Origin of the sequence: Flavobacterium sp. MK4S-17 (assembly GCF_009848495.1) — a bacterium.
Lineage (GTDB): Bacteria > Bacteroidota > Bacteroidia > Flavobacteriales > Flavobacteriaceae > Flavobacterium.
Map to the genome: position 1 here is coordinate 60137 of NZ_WWEP01000036.1, position 19097 is coordinate 79233.

Below are 19097 nucleotides of genomic sequence, written 5' to 3' on the forward strand. Positions count from 1 at the left end.
ATATTTGCACCCGCAAACAAGCTATCACACATCTGTAAAACAGATTTAGCTTGAAAAAGGCGCCGTGGCGCAACTGAATAGCGCATCTGATTACGGCTCAGAAGGTTACAGGTTTGAATCCTGTCGGCGTCACTACCAGAGGCAAAAGATAAGAATTTATCTTTTGCCTTTTTTATTGATTATTTATTATCTGCACAATAAAGTATCTATTAATAAAATTCAATGAGTATATATCTTAATGGTAGTCGTTCGGCTCTATATGTATAAGAACATTACCTAATCCGGGAATGTTATCCCTCAGAAACTTTTCCAGCCGGTGTGCAAGCTCATGCCCTTTCCTTACACTTAAGTTTCCATCTACAACAGCATGAAGGTCTATATGGTAAACCATCCCTGCTTTACGCACAAAACATTTTTCCGTATAAATTATACCGGGCACTTTTACCGCTTCATTCCGTATTATTTCAACCACATCATCATATAGGTGCTCATCCATTATTTCTCCGAGGGCAGGCCTGAAAATTAAATAGCTGTTATATAATATAAATCCTGAAGCAAAAAGTGCCGCCCAGTCGTCAGCCGATTCATAACCCGGCCCGCATAATAAGGCAAGGCTTATTCCTATAAATGCAGCTACAGATGTTATGGCATCACTACGGTGGTGCCAGGCATCAGCTTTAAGTGATGAACTATTTGTTTCCCTGCTTTTACGCATTACAAGCCTGAACGATATTTCTTTCCACAGAATGATACTCCCCAGTACAATTAATGTCCAAGGTTTTGGCAGTTCATGGGGTGTGCGTATATTAACTATACTTTCGTAAGCAATAACAGTGGCAGATGTAATTAAAAAACCTACAACCAAAAATGTGATTAATGCCTCTGCACGCCCGTGTCCGTACGGATGATTCTCATCAGCCGGCCTGCTGGAATATTTAATACCAAACAATACCAGGAATGAAGAAAATATATCTGCAGTAGATTCTATTGCGTCGGCTATAAGCGCGTAGGAGTTGCCAAAATATCCGGCAACCCCCTTTGCAATCGCAAGGGCGGTATTGCTAAGCAGGCTAAAGTAAGTAGCTTTAACTGCCTTATCTGCATTAGTTACTTCCATATAATTTTAAAGGAGTATATTCAGTGTAAGCATGATATTTGTTGGTACAAGATACAGAATTGTAATCAGATGCCTGCCCTTCTCAATCTATTATTTTCATATGAACTAATAGCTGCAAAAGCAAGTAAAGATATGGTTATCCCAAAGAAATTGGCGTCCAGGCCAAACGGTAATTCTATTTGCATAAGTATCAGCCCCAATGTGGTTACCCCGCCTGAAATCATTGCTGCCATAGCGGCTCCTGCTGAAGGCTTTTTTAAAAAAAGTGTTGCCAAAACAGGTATAAGCAGTCCTGATACCATAAATGCATAGGAATAAAGCATAAGTTCAAGTACATTCTGCATATGGGTAGCCAGTAAAATTGATAACCCTCCAATTAATAATGTTATAAACTGGGTGTTTTTAACACTATGTTCTTTTTTGTAAAAATATCCCAGTATATCAGTAGTAAAGTTTCCCGAAGCCGCCATAAGGCAGCTATCGGCAGTAGACATAATAGCTGAGAAATAAGCGGAGAGCATCAGCCCCATTAATCCCACAGGTAGTATTGTACGCAAAAACAAAGGCAGCCCAAGTTCTGGGTCTAATTCTGTTCCGGGTGCATAACCTATAGCTGCAAACATCCCCTGCTCATACCCTACACGCGCAAACAATCCTAAAGCAATACCCATAAATGCCATAACCGGCCATTCAAACAGTCCCGCTAAATACCACGCCTTTTTAGCTGTTTTTTCATCTTTACAGGCATATATACGCTGATAAAGTGTCATCCCTATAAACCAAATAGGTACTATTGTAATGAACCAGTTAAAAAAAGTGGAAAATGAAACCTGAGAAAGTGAAAGGAAACTACCGGGTAATACCTCAGAAATTGCCTTCCAGCCCCCAATATGGTAATACCCTAAAGGGATACCTATACCTATAAGCCCAGCCATTAAAATTATCCACTGTACTGTGTCTGTATATATCACTGCTTTTATGCCTCCTATTGCAGTATATATAACTGCAATAACCCCCATAATTAAAATAGCACTTGTTATTGATATGGAAGGGAAGGTTGCTGATGCCAGTTTTGCCCCTGCCAGAATTTGGGAACTTGTAAAACCAATATAGCCTATAAGCGAAATAATACCTGCCGTAAAAGCCACTTTTTTACCATAATGGAACGCAAGCGACTGCGGGAAAGTTAAGAACTTGTGCTGTATAGCCAAAGGGTAAACCCGGGGTATAAGTATAACCGCACTTAGCCATGCACCCACCAGCCCCGTAAAAAGCATCCAACTGCCGGAAAGCCCCATTAAAAAACCAAGCCCTCCCAAACCTATTGAAAAACCACCACCTACGTCCGTAGCTACTACAGACAAGCCAATATGCCCTGCCGACATATTCCTGCCACCTACATAATAATCTTCTTTAGACTTGTTCCGCTTCATAAAGTAAAAGCCGATGCCAAGCATAATTATGAGGTAAATAACAAATATTAAGAGGTCGATAATATGTATATCCATTTCTATTTTAGTTTTACATAGTTCATTATCCCCAACATGGGGTATGTGTCCTAAGCGCGAAACTTTCACACTAAAATAAATGCTTATTGCTGCGGAATGTGCAACAGGATATCAGGCTGAAAGCTATGCTTGCCTGAAAAGGCGGAATGCCGTAAAAACATTTTGAACTGTGCAAAGATAAAAAAGATAATTCCTACGGCTTACTATAGTTATAAAAAAATCCCCGCTGAACTTAGCGGGGGATTTCCTTACTATCTGAATTAACGTTTTTAAGGGGGCTAAAAACATCCACTAAAAATTACTTTACAAAGTTGGCATTTTTAAATATATAAGTCAATACGAAAAAATACCTGATTTTAATTTAGCGGAAATTACCTATTCCCTTAATTTAGCTTATACGCATTAAGCACGTTTACCTCATAACTGTTTTTACCTAAAAATAAATGCAGGGTTGAGCCGTCCGGAGAATACCATGCAAGGTTTATACGCGATTTGCCATCCTGAATTGATTTATGCAAACGCTCCGGGTTTTTCTCATCAATGTCGGCTTCCACACTTTTATATATATCAGGCCTTGTAATTAATAATTCATTTTTTACAAGCATCCGCTGCACTTCCTGCACAGCATCATTAAGGCCCTGTGGTGTTTGCGGAAACTTCATGGTAACATCCCTTCCATTTAACTTTAGCCATTGCTGATAAACAGGCTTGGTTGAAGCAAAATTTCCGGTTACTTTAAGCCCGGACGCACCAAAGGCCTGCGCACTCATAAATGTTGATGTAAATACAAATAAAATACTGAATACAAATCTTTTCATCTTTATATTTTTTTGATTTATATAAAGTTAAAAAATTCAATTCGAACAGATTATAAATAAATCATAAATAAAAACTCTCCTTATCAGGAGAGTTTTTTATTTAATTTACAGTAACTTTTTTGGTTATAAACTGATTGGCTCCGCTTAAAAATTTAAATTCAAGTTCACCTGTTTGTGTCGGCGTAAATTTATACTCTCTCACCAATGTTGTTTCTACGTCATCACACTCACAGCCCGCATAAGCTACCCTGGCAGCTACTTCTTTTGGAAACAACTGTGACGTATCAAACCGTAAAAAACTTCCGCAATCATTTTCAATATTAAAGGTTACATTAAACACTATAGGTTCATTAACGTCAACTTCTGCAGGGCCAGTTACAGCAGTAATAGCAGTATATCCTTCTGAATAGCAGTTTCTGTTATCTTCTCCATCAATATCGCATGCGGTGAAAATCGATAGGATAAAAATAAATAAAGTAAGTTTAAAATATTTCATAGTTAATCGTTTTTATTAAGATGCACATACACCAATATGGTTGCGCTAAAAATAATAAGGTTTATGACAAAATTTCTATGTTGAAAATAAAATTTTGAACAGCACCGGATGCCAGGTTTATAATACCCTCTTTATCAGGTAAATCAACTTTACTATCAAGCCTGTCAGAATATCCGTGCCAGGGCTCAATACATATAAAAGGTGCATTAACTTTTGTCCATATACCTAAATGCGGAAAATCTTTATAGTTAACTTTTATAAATGGAATACCCATTTTATTTATTGTTATACTTTTAGATTGAAGTGTTTTAAAAATCAGTGCATCGTTTTTAAACAAATCATAGGATAATGATACTACAGCATTTTGTCTTGGCACTTTCACTTCCCTGTCAGAAAGCAGGTCGTTTTCCAGCGGAGTACTTACCAGTTCTTCATCCTTTTCAAATTCAAGGCTGTAATCTTCAAAGCTGCCCGGAAGCGCAAACGCCGGATGTGCACCTATTGAAAACGGCATTATCTGCTCCCCATGATTAATAATTGTATAGGATACAGATAATTCAGCCGAATTTATCTTATAAGTAATATGCAATTCAAAATCAAAAGGGTAAACTTTTAGCGTTTCATCATTTGCCTTTAGTCCAAACGTTACACTATTATCGTTCTTTTCTACTACAGTAAATTTATTATCCCTTGCAAAGCCGTGCCTGCTCATTGTATAGTTTTTGCCCTTATAGCTATAACTATTATTTTTAAGCGTGCCTACAATAGGGAATAATACAGGCGAATGCTTACCCCAAAATTCAGGATTCCCTTCCCACATATATTCCCTGCCCTTACTATCCTGTAAAGAAAAAAGTTCGGCACCCATTGTATTTATGGATGCCGTTAATTTATCATTCGATATTTTTATATTCATACTCAAAGTACAATTGGCTTTTTCTCTGCCAGCTCCTTTATTTTTTGTGAAGCGGTTTCGCCAAAGGTAATACTTTCATTAAAATATTTGTCGCCTTCAGTCAGTATTGCAAAATCACCTACTTCAATACTTAGCCACGTATAGCCATTATCATCAACAGAAAGACTGTAGGTATATCCTATATTCGTTATACTCTCATCATTCCAGGAAGGCACATACAGTGAATAACGTAATTTTTTATTGAGTTCAAATTCCACTACTTTCATCCTGGAATATCCCGTCCATTCTATAATTGTAGCAGGGTGTATTTCATAATCACCAAAATCTTCGGGAAGGTCATCCCACTGCCTTATATATTCCGGCCTGGTTAAAATTTCCCAAACCCGTGTTACAGGTGCCTCAATACGTATATTATTTTCTACAATAAGTGATTTGCTCATAATACTTTAATTTAATTACATTAAAGTTAGCTATACACATTTTTATACAAAAAGCTTTTAACGTCACTTTATAAAACTATAAAAGCAGCCGATTTGGCTGCTTTATAATATTATGAAATAGTAGTTACGGGTTAATTTCCTTTTTAACCCATGCTGTTTTGTTGCCATTAGCACAAACACCCCTAACATAAAAATCATAATCAAACCATACACTTACAGTATAGGTGGCAGAATTTGTAATATTGCCGTTTGAAAGTGTAGCCTGATTAATATCTTCTCCTTTTTTTACCAAAGCATATTGAAACTGCAGTTCCCCATTACCCTGCCATGAAAAATATACAAAGCGCGTCTGGCTGTCTACATAGGTGTAATGTGGCTGAATATCAGAAGGCTCAAAACACATGTTTTGTGTATATTCCGCATAATAAGTAAAGGGGCCTTCCCAATCGCCAAAGCCAATATTATTGGAGCAAAAAGCCCTTACATAAAAATCATATAGCTGCCCTCCAACCATAGCTGCATCAGTGTAATATAATTCATTAGGGGCGGCATTTACAGTTGCAACAGTACCATTTCCTAAGGCAAAACCCTGCTGCCCATATTGTACCTGGAAATTTGAAGCCTGTTCACCATAATAATACCAGCTTACTGTTCCACCTGCAACCTGTAGGTTAGTAGGTGTTGCACAAAACTCAGTTATAGTAACATATTTAGGCCCAAACCAACGGCTTTTGTTGGTATCTGAACATGCTGACCTGGCATATAACAAATATTCACCGGGTGCTATATTTCCATATAAATTAATTGAACCCTGCGCCGATGCGAAAGTAAAGAATATCCCTACATCAGGAGAGCTGGCACCAGCATTTACCGGAACCATGGAAATATCAAAATAAACAGCGTCAACTGCCGAGATGTTAATGTTCAGTTTAGAATTAACCTGTTCAGCTTCAAGCGAGGTAATTTTCGCACATGAATCAACCGGATCAGAATCCCCGCTGTTGCACCCATAACTCAAGGCAAGCAAACCGATAAACAGCATTAAATGATGTAATTTTTTAAGCATAAAAGATTTTTTAATTTTTAGCAATTATACTAAAAATAATTATCAATAGGCTTTCGAAAATCAAAATAAAATTGAAAGATTTTAGTTACAAATTATAACTTAACCAAAAGTTATTTATTCATAAATAGTTATTAGGCAATCAATTAAATTATGAAATTTACAAGTGTAATTTATAAAACTTACTATTATGAAACTATTATACTTTTTTATCGTGTTGAGTTTTTTACTTTTTGGCAGCTACCTTGTAATGAACGACTTTAATTTTGATAATGCCACTTTCAGCAATTACCTTATTAAAGCACTATTTATAATCCTACTGTTATTTCTTGCCATACTGGGCGGGGGATTTTTAATGACTATGAAAAAGAAGAAGAACTATAAAGGCATAATGACTATTCGCCAATATTATCAATATAAAAGTGCCCGATAAAAAAAGCCGCTTAAAGCGGCTTTTTTTATCTATTCATTTATTTAATTATTCTCCTTCTGTTAAACTACCCTCGTTGCGGAACACCAAATGTCCGTCAAAACTATCAAGTAATATAATGCTGTCTGTAGTTATTTTTCCGGCAAGTATCTGCTTGCTAAGCTCGTTCATAACCTCTTTCTGAATTACCCTTTTTACAGGCCTTGCCCCAAAATCAGGATCATATCCTCGTTTTGAAAGATAATCAATCGCTTCAGGTGTGGCATCAAGTGTTATGTTTTGCTGTGCAAGTAGTTTAGTAACCGATTTTAGCTGCAAGCCTACTATCTCCTTAATATTTTCAGAAGAAAGCGGGGTAAACATTACAATATCATCAATACGGTTTATAAACTCCGGCCTCACAGTTTGTTTTAATAATCCAAGCACCTCGTTTTTGGCAGCCTCAGTAGCAGCTTCAATATTCCCTTTCAGGTTATCAAACTTTTCCTGAATAATACTGCTGCCCATATTGGAAGTCATGATGATGATAGTATTTTTAAAATCTGCCAGGCGTCCTTTATTATCGGTCAGCCTGCCTTCATCAAGAACCTGCAACAGTATATTGAAGGTATCAGGATGCGCCTTTTCAATTTCATCCAGCAATACTACCGAATAAGGTTTTCTCCTTACCGCTTCGGTTAACTGTCCGCCTTCGTCATACCCCACATATCCCGGAGGCGCACCCACAAGTCGGCTCACGCTGTGCCTTTCCTGATATTCGCTCATGTCAATTCGTGTCATGGCATTTTCATCGTCAAACAAATAGCTTGCTAGGGCTTTTGCCAACTCGGTTTTACCCACACCGGTTGTACCCAGGAAAAGAAAAGAGCCTATAGGTTTTTTCTGGTCCTGTAGGCCGGCGCGGCTACGCCTCACGGCATCGCTCACAGCCTGTATGGCTTCCTCCTGCCCTACTACACGCTTATGCAGCTCTTCTTCAAGGTTCAAAAGTTTTTCACGCTCGCTTTGCAGCATTTTGGTTACAGGTATTCCTGTCCATTTAGCCACAACCTCTGCAATATCCTCACTGGTTACTTCTTCCTTAATAAGGCTTTCCCCTTTTTGGCTTTCCTGTAGCTGCTTTTGCATTTCATCAAGCTTTTCCTGGGCTTCCTTAATTTTTCCGTAGCGCAGTTCAGCTACCTTACCATAATCACCTTCACGTTCGGCACGTTCAGCTTCCAGTTTATAATTCTCAATTTCGGTTTTAAATGTTTGGATATTATCTACAATATCCTTTTCGCTTTTCCACCGTGCATATATTTCATTTCTTTCCTCCTTAAGATTAGCAAGTTCTAAACCGAGTGATTTAAGCTTCACCTCATCATTTTCACGCTTAATGGCCTCAATTTCAATTTCAAGCTGCATTATCTTCCTGTCCAGCACATCCAGTTCCTCCGGTTTGGAGTTTATTTCCATACGTAGTTTACTGGCAGCCTCGTCCATAAGGTCTATTGCCTTATCCGGCAGGAACCTGTTGGTAATATAGCGTTGTGAAAGCTCAACAGCGGCAATAATGGCATCATCTTTAATGCGAACCTGGTGGTGCGTTTCATATTTTTCCTTGATACCCCGAAGTATGGAAATAGCGCTTTCGGTATCCGGTTCATCTACCATTACTTTCTGAAAACGCCTTTCCAGTGCTTTATCCTTTTCAAAATACTTTTGATATTCATCAAGGGTTGTGGCACCTATGGCACGAAGTTCACCACGGGCAAGTGCAGGCTTTAATATATTAGCTGCGTCCATTGCGCCTTCACCGCCACCGGCACCCACAAGGGTATGTATCTCGTCTATAAACAATACTATATCGCCCTCTGCCGAGGTTACTTCCTTAACAACTGATTTTAAACGTTCCTCAAATTCACCTTTGTATTTGGCACCTGCAATAAGCGCCCCCATATCAAGCGAATACACAATTTTATTTTTCAGGTTTTCAGGAACGTCACCCTGAATAATGCGGTGCGCTAAACCTTCGGCTATAGCTGTTTTACCCACACCGGGCTCACCTACCAGCATAGGGTTGTTTTTTGTACGGCGGGAAAGTATTTGCAATACCCTCCTTATTTCCTCATCACGTCCTATAACAGGATCCAGTTTCCCGTCATTGGCAAGCTGGTTAAGGTTCTTGGCATATTTATTCAGGGAATTATAGGTTTCCTCGGCACTGGCACTGGTTACCCTTTCCCCTTTACGAAGCTCTTCAATAGCTGATTTCAAGCCTTTTTCGGTAACGCCCTGGTCTTTTAATATTTGGGCAACCTTGCTTTTTGACGCAAAAATAGCAAGCAGTAAATGTTCAATAGAAACAAACTCATCGTTCATTTTACGGGCAATGTTGGAAGCCTCGTTTAGCGAAGCCCCTGCCTCACGGGATAAGGTCATATCTCCTCCTGAAACTTTAGGAAAGCTTTGCAGTGTACTGTCCAGTACCTGCTGAAAAAGGCCCACATTTACATTCAGTTTTTTCAACAGGAATGGTGTTACATTTTCATCTACCTCCAGTATTGCTTTTACAATATGTTCGTTTTCTATTTGCTGATGGCCATAGCTTTGGGCTATTTGCTGTGCCCTTTGTATGGCTTCCTGAGATTTTATAGTAAAATTGGCAAAATTCATAATCTTATTTATTTAAATTTGATAAGGATATTTCAATTTATATTCCACTAAGTAAAATCCGACAAAATGACCGCTATATTGTTTATTTCTAAATTAATAGCAGCCATTTTGTCTTCTTAAAATAACAATATGGGCTTTTTAGATAAAATGTTCGGAAACAATGACAGTAAAGTTAGCCATTCAGCTACAATAAAATGGAACGCTTTAACAGAAATGCAACAACTTGAAACAATAGAAAATGAGTCGGAGCAATTACCGGTACTTATTTTTAAGCACAGCACACGCTGCGGGATAAGCAATATGGTATTGCGGAATTTTGAAAAAGAATATGCTATTGAGGAAAATAGTGTTAAGCCTTATTTTTTAGACCTTTTGGAGCATAGGGACATCTCTAATGCGATAGCCGAAAGATTCGGAGTTACACACCAATCTCCCCAAGTACTGCTAATTAAAAACGGTAAAGCGGTTTATGATGCTTCACACAGCGATATTGAGGCGGAAAAATTAAGTGATAAATTATAGCTTGAATATAATTATTTTGATAAAAAAAAGCCTGTTACTAACTGTAACAGGCTTTCTTAAATAACTCAAATTACAACGTTAACTTTTTGCAGCCTTATATTTATCATAAAAATACATAGGTAAAAAACCAATGTCTAATAATATAAAACCAGTCAGCATCATAACACTGGCTCCCGGCCAATGCATTAATTTAAAAATAAAGCCAGTGCTAAGTGTAAAGGTGGCAAGAAAACCAATTAAATAAATTGCTCGTTTCATGATTGAATGATTATTAAGTGATTAATGATTACTATATTGTTTTTCCATTGAATTTTTATACCAGTGATAAAAAAACAAAGGCAAAAAGGTAAAGTTAAATGTTATAAAACCTAATACTATAAGTATACTTGCTACAGGCCAGTGCATAATTTTAAATATACTGCCTGTACTGATAAAAAAACCTGTAAGATATCCTGTTATATAAAGTACTCTTTTACGTTTAAGCTTGCTTTGCAAGCTAACCATTATAAATGTTTGATGTTGTATCCGACCAATAGCATACTGCCCCCCAAATTTTTGCACAGCCTCCTGGTAAGCTGACTCAAAACTATTAAAATTATCATTTTCTATATAAGTACATATATGGTCTAAAAGGTCTTCCTTGAGTTCGGGCTCAATAATGCCATAAAAATCCAGGTTATTGGATATATATTCAATATTATCTTCCGTCAGTTGCATAGGCTAATTCTTTCTGTTTAAAAATTATTGAAAGTGTTTCGATAAAATCCTGTAACTCTTCAGTAACCTTTTGGGCTGCTTTTTTTCCCTGTCCCGTTACTTTATAATATTTACGCACCCGCTTTCCTATATATACCTTTTCCGTTTCCAATATATTCTCTGCCTCCATTTTATGCAAAATTGGGTATAGTGCACCTTCCGATATATCAATTTTCCCTTTTGTTAATTCTTTTACTTTCTGCGTTATTTCATAACCATACATTTTATCGCTGTCACTAAGCAGCTTTAAAATAATTGGCTGTAAGGTTCCCTTTGTGAGTTCTTTATTATACATATTACAAATATACATTTTATTTAAATGTATACAAATAAAATGTTTAATTTATTTTACAGTCATAAAAAAACCCTCCGTAAGTGGAGGGTTTTTTTAATATTTAAATGCATTATTTCTTACTAAAGGGAGGTAAGAGCCTACTGCTCACATCACCAAAGCCGATGCGTACACCATCTTTTTCGCAATGGCCGCGCATAATAACACAGTCGCCGTCATTTATAAACTTACGTTCGGTACCATCGCTTAGTTTAATAGGATTTTTTCCACCCCAGGTTAGTTCCAGCATAGAGCCAAAGCTATCGGGCGTAGGGCCGGAAATGGTTCCGCTGCCCATAAGGTCGCCACTGTTTACACGGCAGCCGTTTACAGTATGGTGCGCCAGCTGCTGCGCCATACTCCAGTACATATATTTAAAGTTGGAGTTGCATATTATATTTTCCTCTCCACCTTCCGGCTGTATAGCAACCTGCAGGTTTATATCAAAAGCATGTTCGCCATCCTGTTTAAGGTATTCCATAGGCTGCGGGTTTTGCTCAGGCCCTTTTGTACGGAAAGGCTCCAGTGCATCCAGCGTTACTATCCATGGCGACATGGATGATGCAAAATTTTTGGCAAGGAATGGCCCAAGTGGCACATATTCCCATTTTTGTATATCGCGTGCACTCCAGTCATTAAACAATACCAGACCAAAAATATGCTCCTCTGCCTCTTCCACAGGTATAGGTTCGCCCATTATATTGGCATCAGTGGTAATAAAAGCCATTTCAAGCTCAAAATCCACAAGCCTTGATGGCCCGAAAACAGGCTGTGTTTCACCATTCGGCAAGGTTTGCCCTTTTGGCCTCTGTACCGGTATGCCCGATGGCACTATGGTAGACGACCTGCCGTGGTACCCCACAGGAAGGTGAAGCCAGTTTGGCAGTAATGCATTTTCCGGGTCGCGGAACATTTTTCCTACATTGGTGGCATGTTCTTTACTTGAGTAAAAATCTGTATAATCACCAATAAGCACCGGAAGCTGCATTTCAACCTCATCCATATTAAAAATTACTATTTCCCTGTGTTTGGCATTATCCCTTAGCTTTGGGTTATCGGCATCAAAAATATCAGCAATGCGGTTGCGCACCAGCCTCCATGTTTTTTTACCGTCAGATATAAAGTCATTAAGCGTATCCTGCATAAACATATCATCGGTAAGCTCAATACCTTCAAAATAATTAAGCTGCTGCAGTGCGCCCAGGTCAATAGCATAATCGCCTATGCGTGTACCTATGGTTACCACATCATCTTTTGTTATAAAAACTCCAAAGGGTATATTTTGTATCGGGAAATCGCTGTTAGCGGGTACTTCCAGCCATGATTTCCTGGAAGGGTCGTTTGCTGTTAATGGCATAATTTTTTGTGTGTTTTTGCTTTATTCGATTTATCAAATATACTTTTACAAATGGTTTTACCAAACCTTTTTTATATTTTTGACAGCAAATTAACGAAAAATTATAAAATGCAACGCGACGAACAGATTTTTGACCTTATCCTTGAAGAACAGGACAGGCAAATACACGGCCTTGAACTTATAGCATCTGAAAATTTTGTGAGCGACCAGGTTATGGAAGCGGCAGGTTCTGTACTCACAAATAAATATGCTGAGGGCTACCCCGGGAAAAGATATTACGGCGGTTGTGAAGTTGTAGATGTTATTGAGCAGATTGCCATTGACAGGGCAAAAGCACTGTTTGGTGCCGAGTATGCCAATGTGCAGCCACATTCAGGCTCTCAGGCAAATGCTTCGGTTTACCATGCCTGCCTTAAGCCCGGCGATAAAATACTTGGTTTTGACCTTTCGCACGGGGGGCACCTTACGCACGGCTCGCCGGTAAACTTTTCAGGAAGGTTATATGAAACTGTTTTTTATGGCGTAGAGAAAGAAACCGGAAGGCTTAATTATGATAAAATTGAGGAAATAGCCAAAGCTGAAAAGCCTAAAATGATTATAGCGGGAGCTTCTGCCTATTCCCGCGATATGGATTTTAAGCGTTTCCGTGAAATTGCCGACAGCGTAGGCGCGCTTCTGCTTGCCGATATATCGCACCCGGCAGGGCTTATAGCCAAAGGGCTTTTAAATGACCCTGTACCGCACTGCCATATAATTACCACCACAACCCACAAAACCCTGCGCGGGCCTAGGGGTGGCATGATATTAATGGGGAAAGATTTTGAAAACCCATTCGGCATTAAAACACCAAAAGGCGAAATAAGGATGATGTCATCATTACTGGATGCTGCCGTATTTCCGGGCAACCAGGGTGGGCCTTTGGAGCATATTATTGCAGCCAAGGCTGTTGCTTTTGGCGAAGCCTTACAGGATGAGTTTTTCCGTTATGCGCTGCAGGTACAAAAAAATGCCAAGGCCATGGCCGAAGCTTTTGTAAAGCGAGGTTATGACATTATAAGCGGCGGCACTGACAACCACATGATGCTTATTGACCTTAGGAACAAGAACATATCAGGGAAAGAAGCTGAAAATGCACTTGTTAAAGCAGAAATTACCGTAAATAAAAATATGGTTCCTTTTGATGATAAATCACCTTTTGTAACTTCGGGCATCCGTGTGGGTACGGCAGCAATAACCACAAGGGGATTGATGGAAAAAGATATGGAAACCATTGTAAGCCTTATTGACAGAGTAATTGAAAACCACACAGATGAAACTGTTATTGAGGAAGTAGCCAATGAGGTTAATGACATGATGAGTGAGAGGCCCATTTTTGTGTTCTAAAAATTATAAAACTGAATAAAAAAATCCCTCTAAATGAGGGTTTTTTTATTGCTTATTGCAGCCGGCTAAATAATTTGCTGTATTAAAGTATTGTAATTACCTTTGCTTTCCTTATGCAAAAAACGGTTAACATACTTAATAAAAGGGCTAAGTTTGATTATGAAGTCCTTGAAAAATACACTGCTGGTATAGTGCTGGCCGGCTCTGAAATTAAATCCATCAGGCAGGGTAAGGCATCTATTGCCGAAAGTTTTTGTGAGTTTAGTAACCATGAACTTTTTGTAATAAACAGCACTATTGAGGAATATGCCTTTAGCAACAACTTTGGGCACAAACCTAAAAGCGAGAGGAAACTGCTGCTTAACCGCAAAGAATTAAAAAGCCTTGAAAAAAGCGTGCAGAACAAAGGTTTAACTATTATACCGTTAAAGCTTTTTACCAACGAAAAAGGGCTTGCTAAACTTGATATTGGGTTGTGCCGCGGTAAGAAAAACTACGATAAGCGTGAAACCATCAAAGACCGCGATGTAAAACGTGATCTTGACAGGATTAAAAAGATTTATAAATAGCTTTCTTCCTAATTCTTATTTTCGAGTAAAGGCACAAAACGGAATTCGCCCAATTCGTGCTTTTCAAACCTTGTTTCATCCCTGCGTATAAGCAGTGTCATTATCTGGCTGCGGCTCTCCTCACCCACAGGAATTACAAGCCTTCCACCTATTTTTAATTGTGCCATCAATGGCTTTGGTATTAAAGGTGCTCCTGCTGTTACTATTATACCATCATAAGGAGCATAATTAGGCAGTCCCTTATATCCATCACCAAATGATAAATGCTTGGGCCTGATACCAAGCTTAGGCAGTAATAATGAGGTAGACTTAAATAATTCGTTTTGCCTTTCAATGCTATATACTTTGGCACCCATTGCATACAGTACAGCAGTCTGGTAGCCTGAACCTGTACCTACTTCCAGTATCTTACTTTCTTTTTTAACCTCAAGTAATTGCGACTGGAAAGCTACAGTATAAGGCTGGGAAATAGTTTGCCCTGCACCTATGGGAAAAGGCTTATCCTGGTAAGCATAATCTTCAAAACCCGAGTTAAGGAAAAGGTGTCTGGGTATTTTTCGTATAGCCTCAAGCACATTTTTATCGGTAATGCCTTTTTGTTCCAGCAGTGTTACCAACTGATTACGAAGTCCCTGATGTTTGGCTGTATCTTTCAATGCCTGTAATTGTATTTTTGGTAAAAATAAAAACATTTTTATTAAAGCCAAGCCTTAAATTAACCTGTAATGCCTATTAAAAATAATACATTGAACAGGGCATTTTTAAAACAGCTTCTTGCATTTTCAGGCTAAATAATGTTACTTTTGTTTAAAATATATATCATTATGCTTAAAGTTGGCGTACTGGGAGCAGGGCATCTGGGCAAAATACATTTGCGCTTGCTTAACCAGTCACAAAAGTATGAACTGGCAGGTTTTTATGACCCCGACAACAATAATGCTGAAAAAGTATCCCGTGAATTTGGCTACCGTAAATTTGATACAATAAGCGAGTTGATTAATGCGGTTGATGTAGTGGATATTGTTACACCTACCCTTTCCCATTACGAATGTGCCAAAGAAGCTATAAAGGCCGGCAAGCATGTGTTTTTGGAAAAGCCTATTTCCAATACGGTACAGGAAGCAGAAGAAATAATAGCACTAGCCAAACAATATAATGTAAAAGGCCAGGTGGGGCACGTGGAAAGGTTTAACCCGGCTTTTATAGCCACACGCGACAAAATAAACAACCCTATGTTTATTGAAACACACAGGCTGGCAGAATTTAACCCCCGCGGTACTGATGTGCCGGTTGTGCTGGATTTAATGATACATGACATTGATGTCATACTAAGCGTAGTAAAATCTAAAGTTAAAAATATAAATGCAAGCGGTGTATCGGTAATAAGCGAAACACCCGATATTGCCAATGCACGCATCGAGTTTGAAAATGGCTGTGTGGCCAACCTTACCTCAAGCCGTATTTCGCTAAAAAATATGCGTAAAACACGTTTTTTCCAAAAAGATGCCTATATATCGGTTGACTTCCTGGATAAAGCTTGCGAAGTGGTTAAAATGAAGGATGCGCCCGAAATTCCGGGAGATTTTGATATGATACTACAAAATGCTGAAGGGCTGAAAAAGCAGATTTATTTTGAAAATCCGGAGGTTACAGCAAACAATGCCATTCTTGATGAGCTGGAAACTTTTGCAGACGCCATTAATAATAATACTACACCTATTGTAACACTGGAAGACGGCACCGAAGCTTTGCGTATAGCCTACAGTGTTATAGATTGCTTTAAAAAATAAAACAAACAACAAACAGACATACTAAATGAAAAACATAGCAGTAATTGGCGCAGGAACTATGGGCAACGGTATAGCCCATACTTTTGCACAAAACGGTTTTAATGTAAAGCTTATTGATATTTCCGAAAAATCGCTTGAAAAGGGTATGGCCACCATAGCGGCAAATCTTGACCGTATGGTTGCAAAAGGCACAATAGCCGAAGAGGAAAAGCACAAAACAATAAGTAATATTATTACTTATACCGATATTAAGGACGGCGTTGTAAATACTGACCTTGTGGTTGAAGCCGCGACAGAAAATGTTGAACTCAAACTTAAAATATTCAGGGATCTTGATTCATTTTGCGAGGCCGGAACTATACTGGCAACCAATACCTCATCAATATCTATTACACAAATTGCAGCAGTAACATCAAGGCAGGATAAAGTAATAGGTATGCACTTTATGAACCCTGTGCCTATAATGAAGCTTGTGGAAATAATAAGGGGCTACAACACATCTGATGAGGTTACGAATACTATTATGGAGCTTTCCGAAAAGCTTGGTAAAGTACCTGTTGAGGTTAATGATTACCCGGGCTTTGTAGCTAACCGCATATTAATGCCCATGATTAATGAGGCCATTGAAACATTATATAACGGCGTTGCAGGTGTTTATGAAATTGATACTGTTATGAAACTGGGCATGGCACACCCTATGGGGCCTTTACAACTTGCTGACTTTATAGGGCTTGATGTTTGCCTTTCTATCTTAAACGTAATGTATGACGGGTTTAAAAACCCTAAATATGCCCCATGCCCTTTATTGGTAAATATGGTTATGGCCGGCAAGCTTGGCGTAAAATCAGGTGAAGGCTTTTATGATTATTCTGAAAGCAAAAAAGCTGAAAAAGTAGCTTACAAAAAATAATCTTCTTTATCCTGTAGTAAGGATAATTTAATACAAACCCCGCCCTGCGGCGGGGCTTATACTATGGCAAAGATAGTTCCCTTTAAAGCGGTGCGCCCTGCGCGCGATAAGGTAAGCCTTGTTACATCCCGTTCGTATGATGAATATAGTGCGGCTGAGCTTGCCTCGCAACTGGATTACAACCCCTTTTCATTCCTTCATGTGCTTAACCCGGCTTATGTTAACCTGCAAAAAATAGCCACAGCAACAAGGCTTAAATCGGTGCAGATAAAATACAATGAATTTAAAGAGGAACTTATATTAAAACACGAAAACGAGCCCGTTTTTTACCTGTATGAAATTCAGGGTAAAAACCATACTTTCAGCGGTATCATAGCCGGAACATCTATAGCTGACTATAGGAGCAATGTTATAAAAAAACACGAAGATACACTACCCTACAGGGTTGAGTATTTTAAAGATTACCTGCACACCACAGGATTTAACACCGAGCCCGTTTTAATAACCTATCCTGAAAATGATGAATTGCAGGAATGGATATCTGCAAAAAAAAATAAAAGGCCCCTGTACCATTTTTCAACACCCAACAGGGAGAAACACACTTTGTGGCGTATAAAAAACCAAAAGGATATTGCGTGGCTGCAAAACCATTTTGAAAATACCGAAAGCCTTTACATAGCTGACGGCCACCACCGCTCAGCTTCTGCTAATATGCTGTATGAGCAGGACAAGGCATCGGGTAACAAGAACCTGAACTATTTTATGAGTTTCCTTATTTGCGAAAGCAATCTGAAAATTTATGAATACAACAGGATAATACATGACCTTAACGGACTTACAAAGCAGGATTTTCTCACAGCGCTTGAAAAGGATTTTACTATTGAAAACAAAAAGCAGGAATTGTGGAAACCTCAAAATAAATTCAGCTTTGGGATGTATCTTGACGGTGAATTTTATGCCCTGCACCTAAAAGAAACTGATTATAAAAATGTGCTGGATTCGTTAGATGCACAAATATTATATAAAAAAGTGCTTCATCCGCTACTGGGCATTGGCGACCTGCGTAATGATGAGCGTATTGAATACATACCCGGCAACAAACCTGTTACCGCAATTAAGCAAATGGTTGATGAGGGGGAGTTTGAGGTCGGCTTTATGCTATATCCTGCCAGTATAAATGAAATTAAAGAACTGGCCGATAACAACCTCATAATGCCGCCTAAAAGCACCTATATTACTCCAAAATTCAGGAGCGGACTTGTAATTTATGAATTGTAATTCCTAATCTGTTAAGCGCGTATTAGTATATTTGAAAAGCAATAATTTTTAAATTAATGTCAATAGCAAATAACCTCCAAAATATAAAAACTTCCCTCCCGCCCCATGTTACACTGGTTGCGGTAAGTAAAACCAAACCTGTAGCCGACCTTATGGAAGCCTATAATGCAGGGCAGCGCACTTTTGGCGAGAATAAAATACAGGAAATGGCAGAAAAATGGGAACAGATGCCAAAAGACGCTGAATGGCACATGATTGGGCATGTGCAAACCAATAAGGTAAAATACATGGCTCCTTTTGTAAGCCTTGTACACGGTGTGGACAGCCTGAAACTTTTAAAAGAGATAAACAAACAGGCCAAAAAAAATAACAGGGTTATTAACTGCCTCCTGCAAATGCATATAGCTGAAGAAGAAACAAAATTCGGGATGGATGAAAAGGAACTGGAAGAACTGCTGGCATCAGAAGAATTTGCACAAATGGAAAATATAAAAGTAAAGGGGCTGATGGGTATGGCTACTTTTACCGATAATGAACAGCAGATAGCTAAAGAATTTACGCAGCTTAAAGCAATTTTTGATAATTTAAAAAATTATCCTGTACCTAACAGTGAAATTTCCGTTTTATCTATGGGTATGAGCGGCGATTATAAAATTGCTATTGAATGCGGCAGTACCATGGTGCGCATAGGCAGCAGTATCTTTGGTATGCGTTAAAATAATTTTTGCCCTTTCGGCAATAGCTGTAAAGTTCAT

At 38.6% G+C, this 19097-nt stretch carries 20 protein-coding genes and 1 tRNA gene; 9 read left to right on the plus strand and 12 right to left on the minus strand.

What is annotated here, in order from left to right:
- Nucleotides 1-58 precede the first annotated feature (58 nt).
- Nucleotides 59-132 (plus strand) — tRNA-Arg (locus tag GSF09_RS12600).
- Between the two features lie 103 nt (nucleotides 133-235).
- Here GSF09_RS12600 and GSF09_RS12605 read toward each other — a convergent pair.
- The 7 genes from GSF09_RS12605 to GSF09_RS12635 all read right to left on the minus strand — a co-directional run bounded on the left by GSF09_RS12605 (nucleotide 236) and on the right by GSF09_RS12635 (nucleotide 6361).
- Complete coding sequence (locus tag GSF09_RS12605) at nucleotides 236-1117, minus strand: cation diffusion facilitator family transporter (protein ID WP_159802012.1); 882 nt, start codon at nucleotides 1115-1117, stop codon at nucleotides 236-238.
- Nucleotides 1118-1182: 65 nt separating this feature from the next.
- Nucleotides 1183-2625 (minus strand): sodium:solute symporter, encoded by a 1443-nt coding sequence (locus GSF09_RS12610; protein ID WP_236564887.1) that lies wholly within the window; start codon nucleotides 2623-2625, stop codon nucleotides 1183-1185.
- A 383-nt stretch (nucleotides 2626-3008) separates the two neighbouring features.
- Nucleotides 3009-3443, minus strand: a complete 435-nt coding sequence (locus GSF09_RS12615; RefSeq protein WP_159802015.1) for a hypothetical protein — start codon at nucleotides 3441-3443, stop codon at nucleotides 3009-3011.
- A gap of 100 nt (nucleotides 3444-3543) precedes the next feature.
- Nucleotides 3544-3939 carry a hypothetical protein gene (locus GSF09_RS12620; RefSeq protein WP_159802018.1) on the minus strand — a complete coding sequence of 132 codons (396 nt, stop codon included), beginning with the start codon at nucleotides 3937-3939 and terminating at the stop codon, nucleotides 3544-3546.
- A 61-nt stretch (nucleotides 3940-4000) separates the two neighbouring features.
- Entirely contained in the window at nucleotides 4001-4855 is an 855-nt protein-coding gene (locus tag GSF09_RS12625; RefSeq protein ID WP_159802021.1) for an aldose 1-epimerase family protein, read from the minus strand.
- A 2-nt stretch (nucleotides 4856-4857) separates the two neighbouring features.
- Nucleotides 4858-5295, minus strand: a complete 438-nt coding sequence (locus GSF09_RS12630; RefSeq protein ID WP_159802024.1) for an SRPBCC domain-containing protein — start codon at nucleotides 5293-5295, stop codon at nucleotides 4858-4860.
- 124 nt (nucleotides 5296-5419) lie between these two features.
- Entirely contained in the window at nucleotides 5420-6361 is a 942-nt protein-coding gene (locus GSF09_RS12635; protein WP_159802027.1) for a hypothetical protein, read from the minus strand.
- A gap of 187 nt (nucleotides 6362-6548) precedes the next feature.
- Between GSF09_RS12635 and GSF09_RS12640 the strand changes: the two genes are divergently transcribed.
- Nucleotides 6549-6791 carry a hypothetical protein gene (locus GSF09_RS12640; RefSeq protein ID WP_159802030.1) on the plus strand — a complete coding sequence of 81 codons (243 nt, stop codon included), beginning with the start codon at nucleotides 6549-6551 and terminating at the stop codon, nucleotides 6789-6791.
- A gap of 45 nt (nucleotides 6792-6836) precedes the next feature.
- Here the strand turns inward: GSF09_RS12640 and clpB are convergent, their stop codons facing one another.
- Nucleotides 6837-9446: an ATP-dependent chaperone ClpB gene (clpB, locus tag GSF09_RS12645; protein WP_159802033.1), complete on the minus strand. Its 2610-nt coding sequence runs from the start codon at nucleotides 9444-9446 to the stop codon at nucleotides 6837-6839.
- Between the two features lie 129 nt (nucleotides 9447-9575).
- Here clpB and ytxJ point away from each other — a divergent pair, with 129 nt between their 5' ends.
- The gene (gene ytxJ, locus GSF09_RS12650) at nucleotides 9576-9968 is read left to right on the plus strand and encodes a bacillithiol system redox-active protein YtxJ (RefSeq protein WP_159802036.1); all 393 of its coding nucleotides are present in this window, start codon (nucleotides 9576-9578) and stop codon (nucleotides 9966-9968) included.
- A gap of 279 nt (nucleotides 9969-10247) precedes the next feature.
- Here the strand turns inward: ytxJ and GSF09_RS12655 are convergent, their stop codons facing one another.
- The 3 genes from GSF09_RS12655 to fahA all read right to left on the minus strand — a co-directional run bounded on the left by GSF09_RS12655 (nucleotide 10248) and on the right by fahA (nucleotide 12412).
- Nucleotides 10248-10685: a hypothetical protein gene (locus GSF09_RS12655; RefSeq protein ID WP_159802039.1), complete on the minus strand. Its 438-nt coding sequence runs from the start codon at nucleotides 10683-10685 to the stop codon at nucleotides 10248-10250.
- Nucleotides 10666-11019, minus strand: a complete 354-nt coding sequence (locus tag GSF09_RS12660) for a PadR family transcriptional regulator (RefSeq protein WP_159802042.1) — start codon at nucleotides 11017-11019, stop codon at nucleotides 10666-10668. The genes GSF09_RS12655 and GSF09_RS12660 overlap by 20 nt, the downstream gene beginning before the upstream one ends.
- 109 nt (nucleotides 11020-11128) lie before the next feature.
- Nucleotides 11129-12412 carry a fumarylacetoacetase gene (gene fahA, locus GSF09_RS12665; RefSeq protein ID WP_159802044.1) on the minus strand — a complete coding sequence of 428 codons (1284 nt, stop codon included), beginning with the start codon at nucleotides 12410-12412 and terminating at the stop codon, nucleotides 11129-11131.
- Nucleotides 12413-12520: 108 nt separating this feature from the next.
- Here fahA and glyA point away from each other — a divergent pair, with 108 nt between their 5' ends.
- Both glyA and smpB read left to right on the plus strand, forming a co-directional pair.
- Nucleotides 12521-13795, plus strand: a complete 1275-nt coding sequence (glyA, locus tag GSF09_RS12670) for a serine hydroxymethyltransferase (protein ID WP_159802047.1) — start codon at nucleotides 12521-12523, stop codon at nucleotides 13793-13795.
- Between the two features lie 113 nt (nucleotides 13796-13908).
- Complete coding sequence (smpB, locus tag GSF09_RS12675; RefSeq protein WP_159802050.1) at nucleotides 13909-14364, plus strand: SsrA-binding protein SmpB; 456 nt, start codon at nucleotides 13909-13911, stop codon at nucleotides 14362-14364.
- 8 nt (nucleotides 14365-14372) lie between these two features.
- Here the strand turns inward: smpB and GSF09_RS12680 are convergent, their stop codons facing one another.
- Nucleotides 14373-15020, minus strand: coding sequence for a protein-L-isoaspartate(D-aspartate) O-methyltransferase (locus tag GSF09_RS12680; protein WP_159802366.1), 648 nt, complete (start codon nucleotides 15018-15020; stop codon nucleotides 14373-14375).
- Nucleotides 15021-15188: 168 nt separating this feature from the next.
- Here GSF09_RS12680 and GSF09_RS12685 point away from each other — a divergent pair, with 168 nt between their 5' ends.
- From GSF09_RS12685 to GSF09_RS12700, 4 genes are all read left to right on the plus strand, one after another.
- Complete coding sequence (locus GSF09_RS12685) at nucleotides 15189-16154, plus strand: Gfo/Idh/MocA family protein (protein ID WP_159802053.1); 966 nt, start codon at nucleotides 15189-15191, stop codon at nucleotides 16152-16154.
- A gap of 25 nt (nucleotides 16155-16179) precedes the next feature.
- Nucleotides 16180-17064: a 3-hydroxyacyl-CoA dehydrogenase family protein gene (locus GSF09_RS12690; RefSeq protein WP_159802055.1), complete on the plus strand. Its 885-nt coding sequence runs from the start codon at nucleotides 16180-16182 to the stop codon at nucleotides 17062-17064.
- Nucleotides 17065-17127: 63 nt separating this feature from the next.
- A complete protein-coding gene (locus GSF09_RS12695; protein WP_159802057.1) occupies nucleotides 17128-18342 on the plus strand; it encodes a DUF1015 domain-containing protein in 1215 nt (404 codons plus the stop codon).
- A gap of 56 nt (nucleotides 18343-18398) precedes the next feature.
- Nucleotides 18399-19058, plus strand: coding sequence for a YggS family pyridoxal phosphate-dependent enzyme (locus tag GSF09_RS12700; RefSeq protein WP_159802059.1), 660 nt, complete (start codon nucleotides 18399-18401; stop codon nucleotides 19056-19058).
- The last annotated feature ends 39 nt before the right edge of the window (nucleotides 19059-19097 follow it).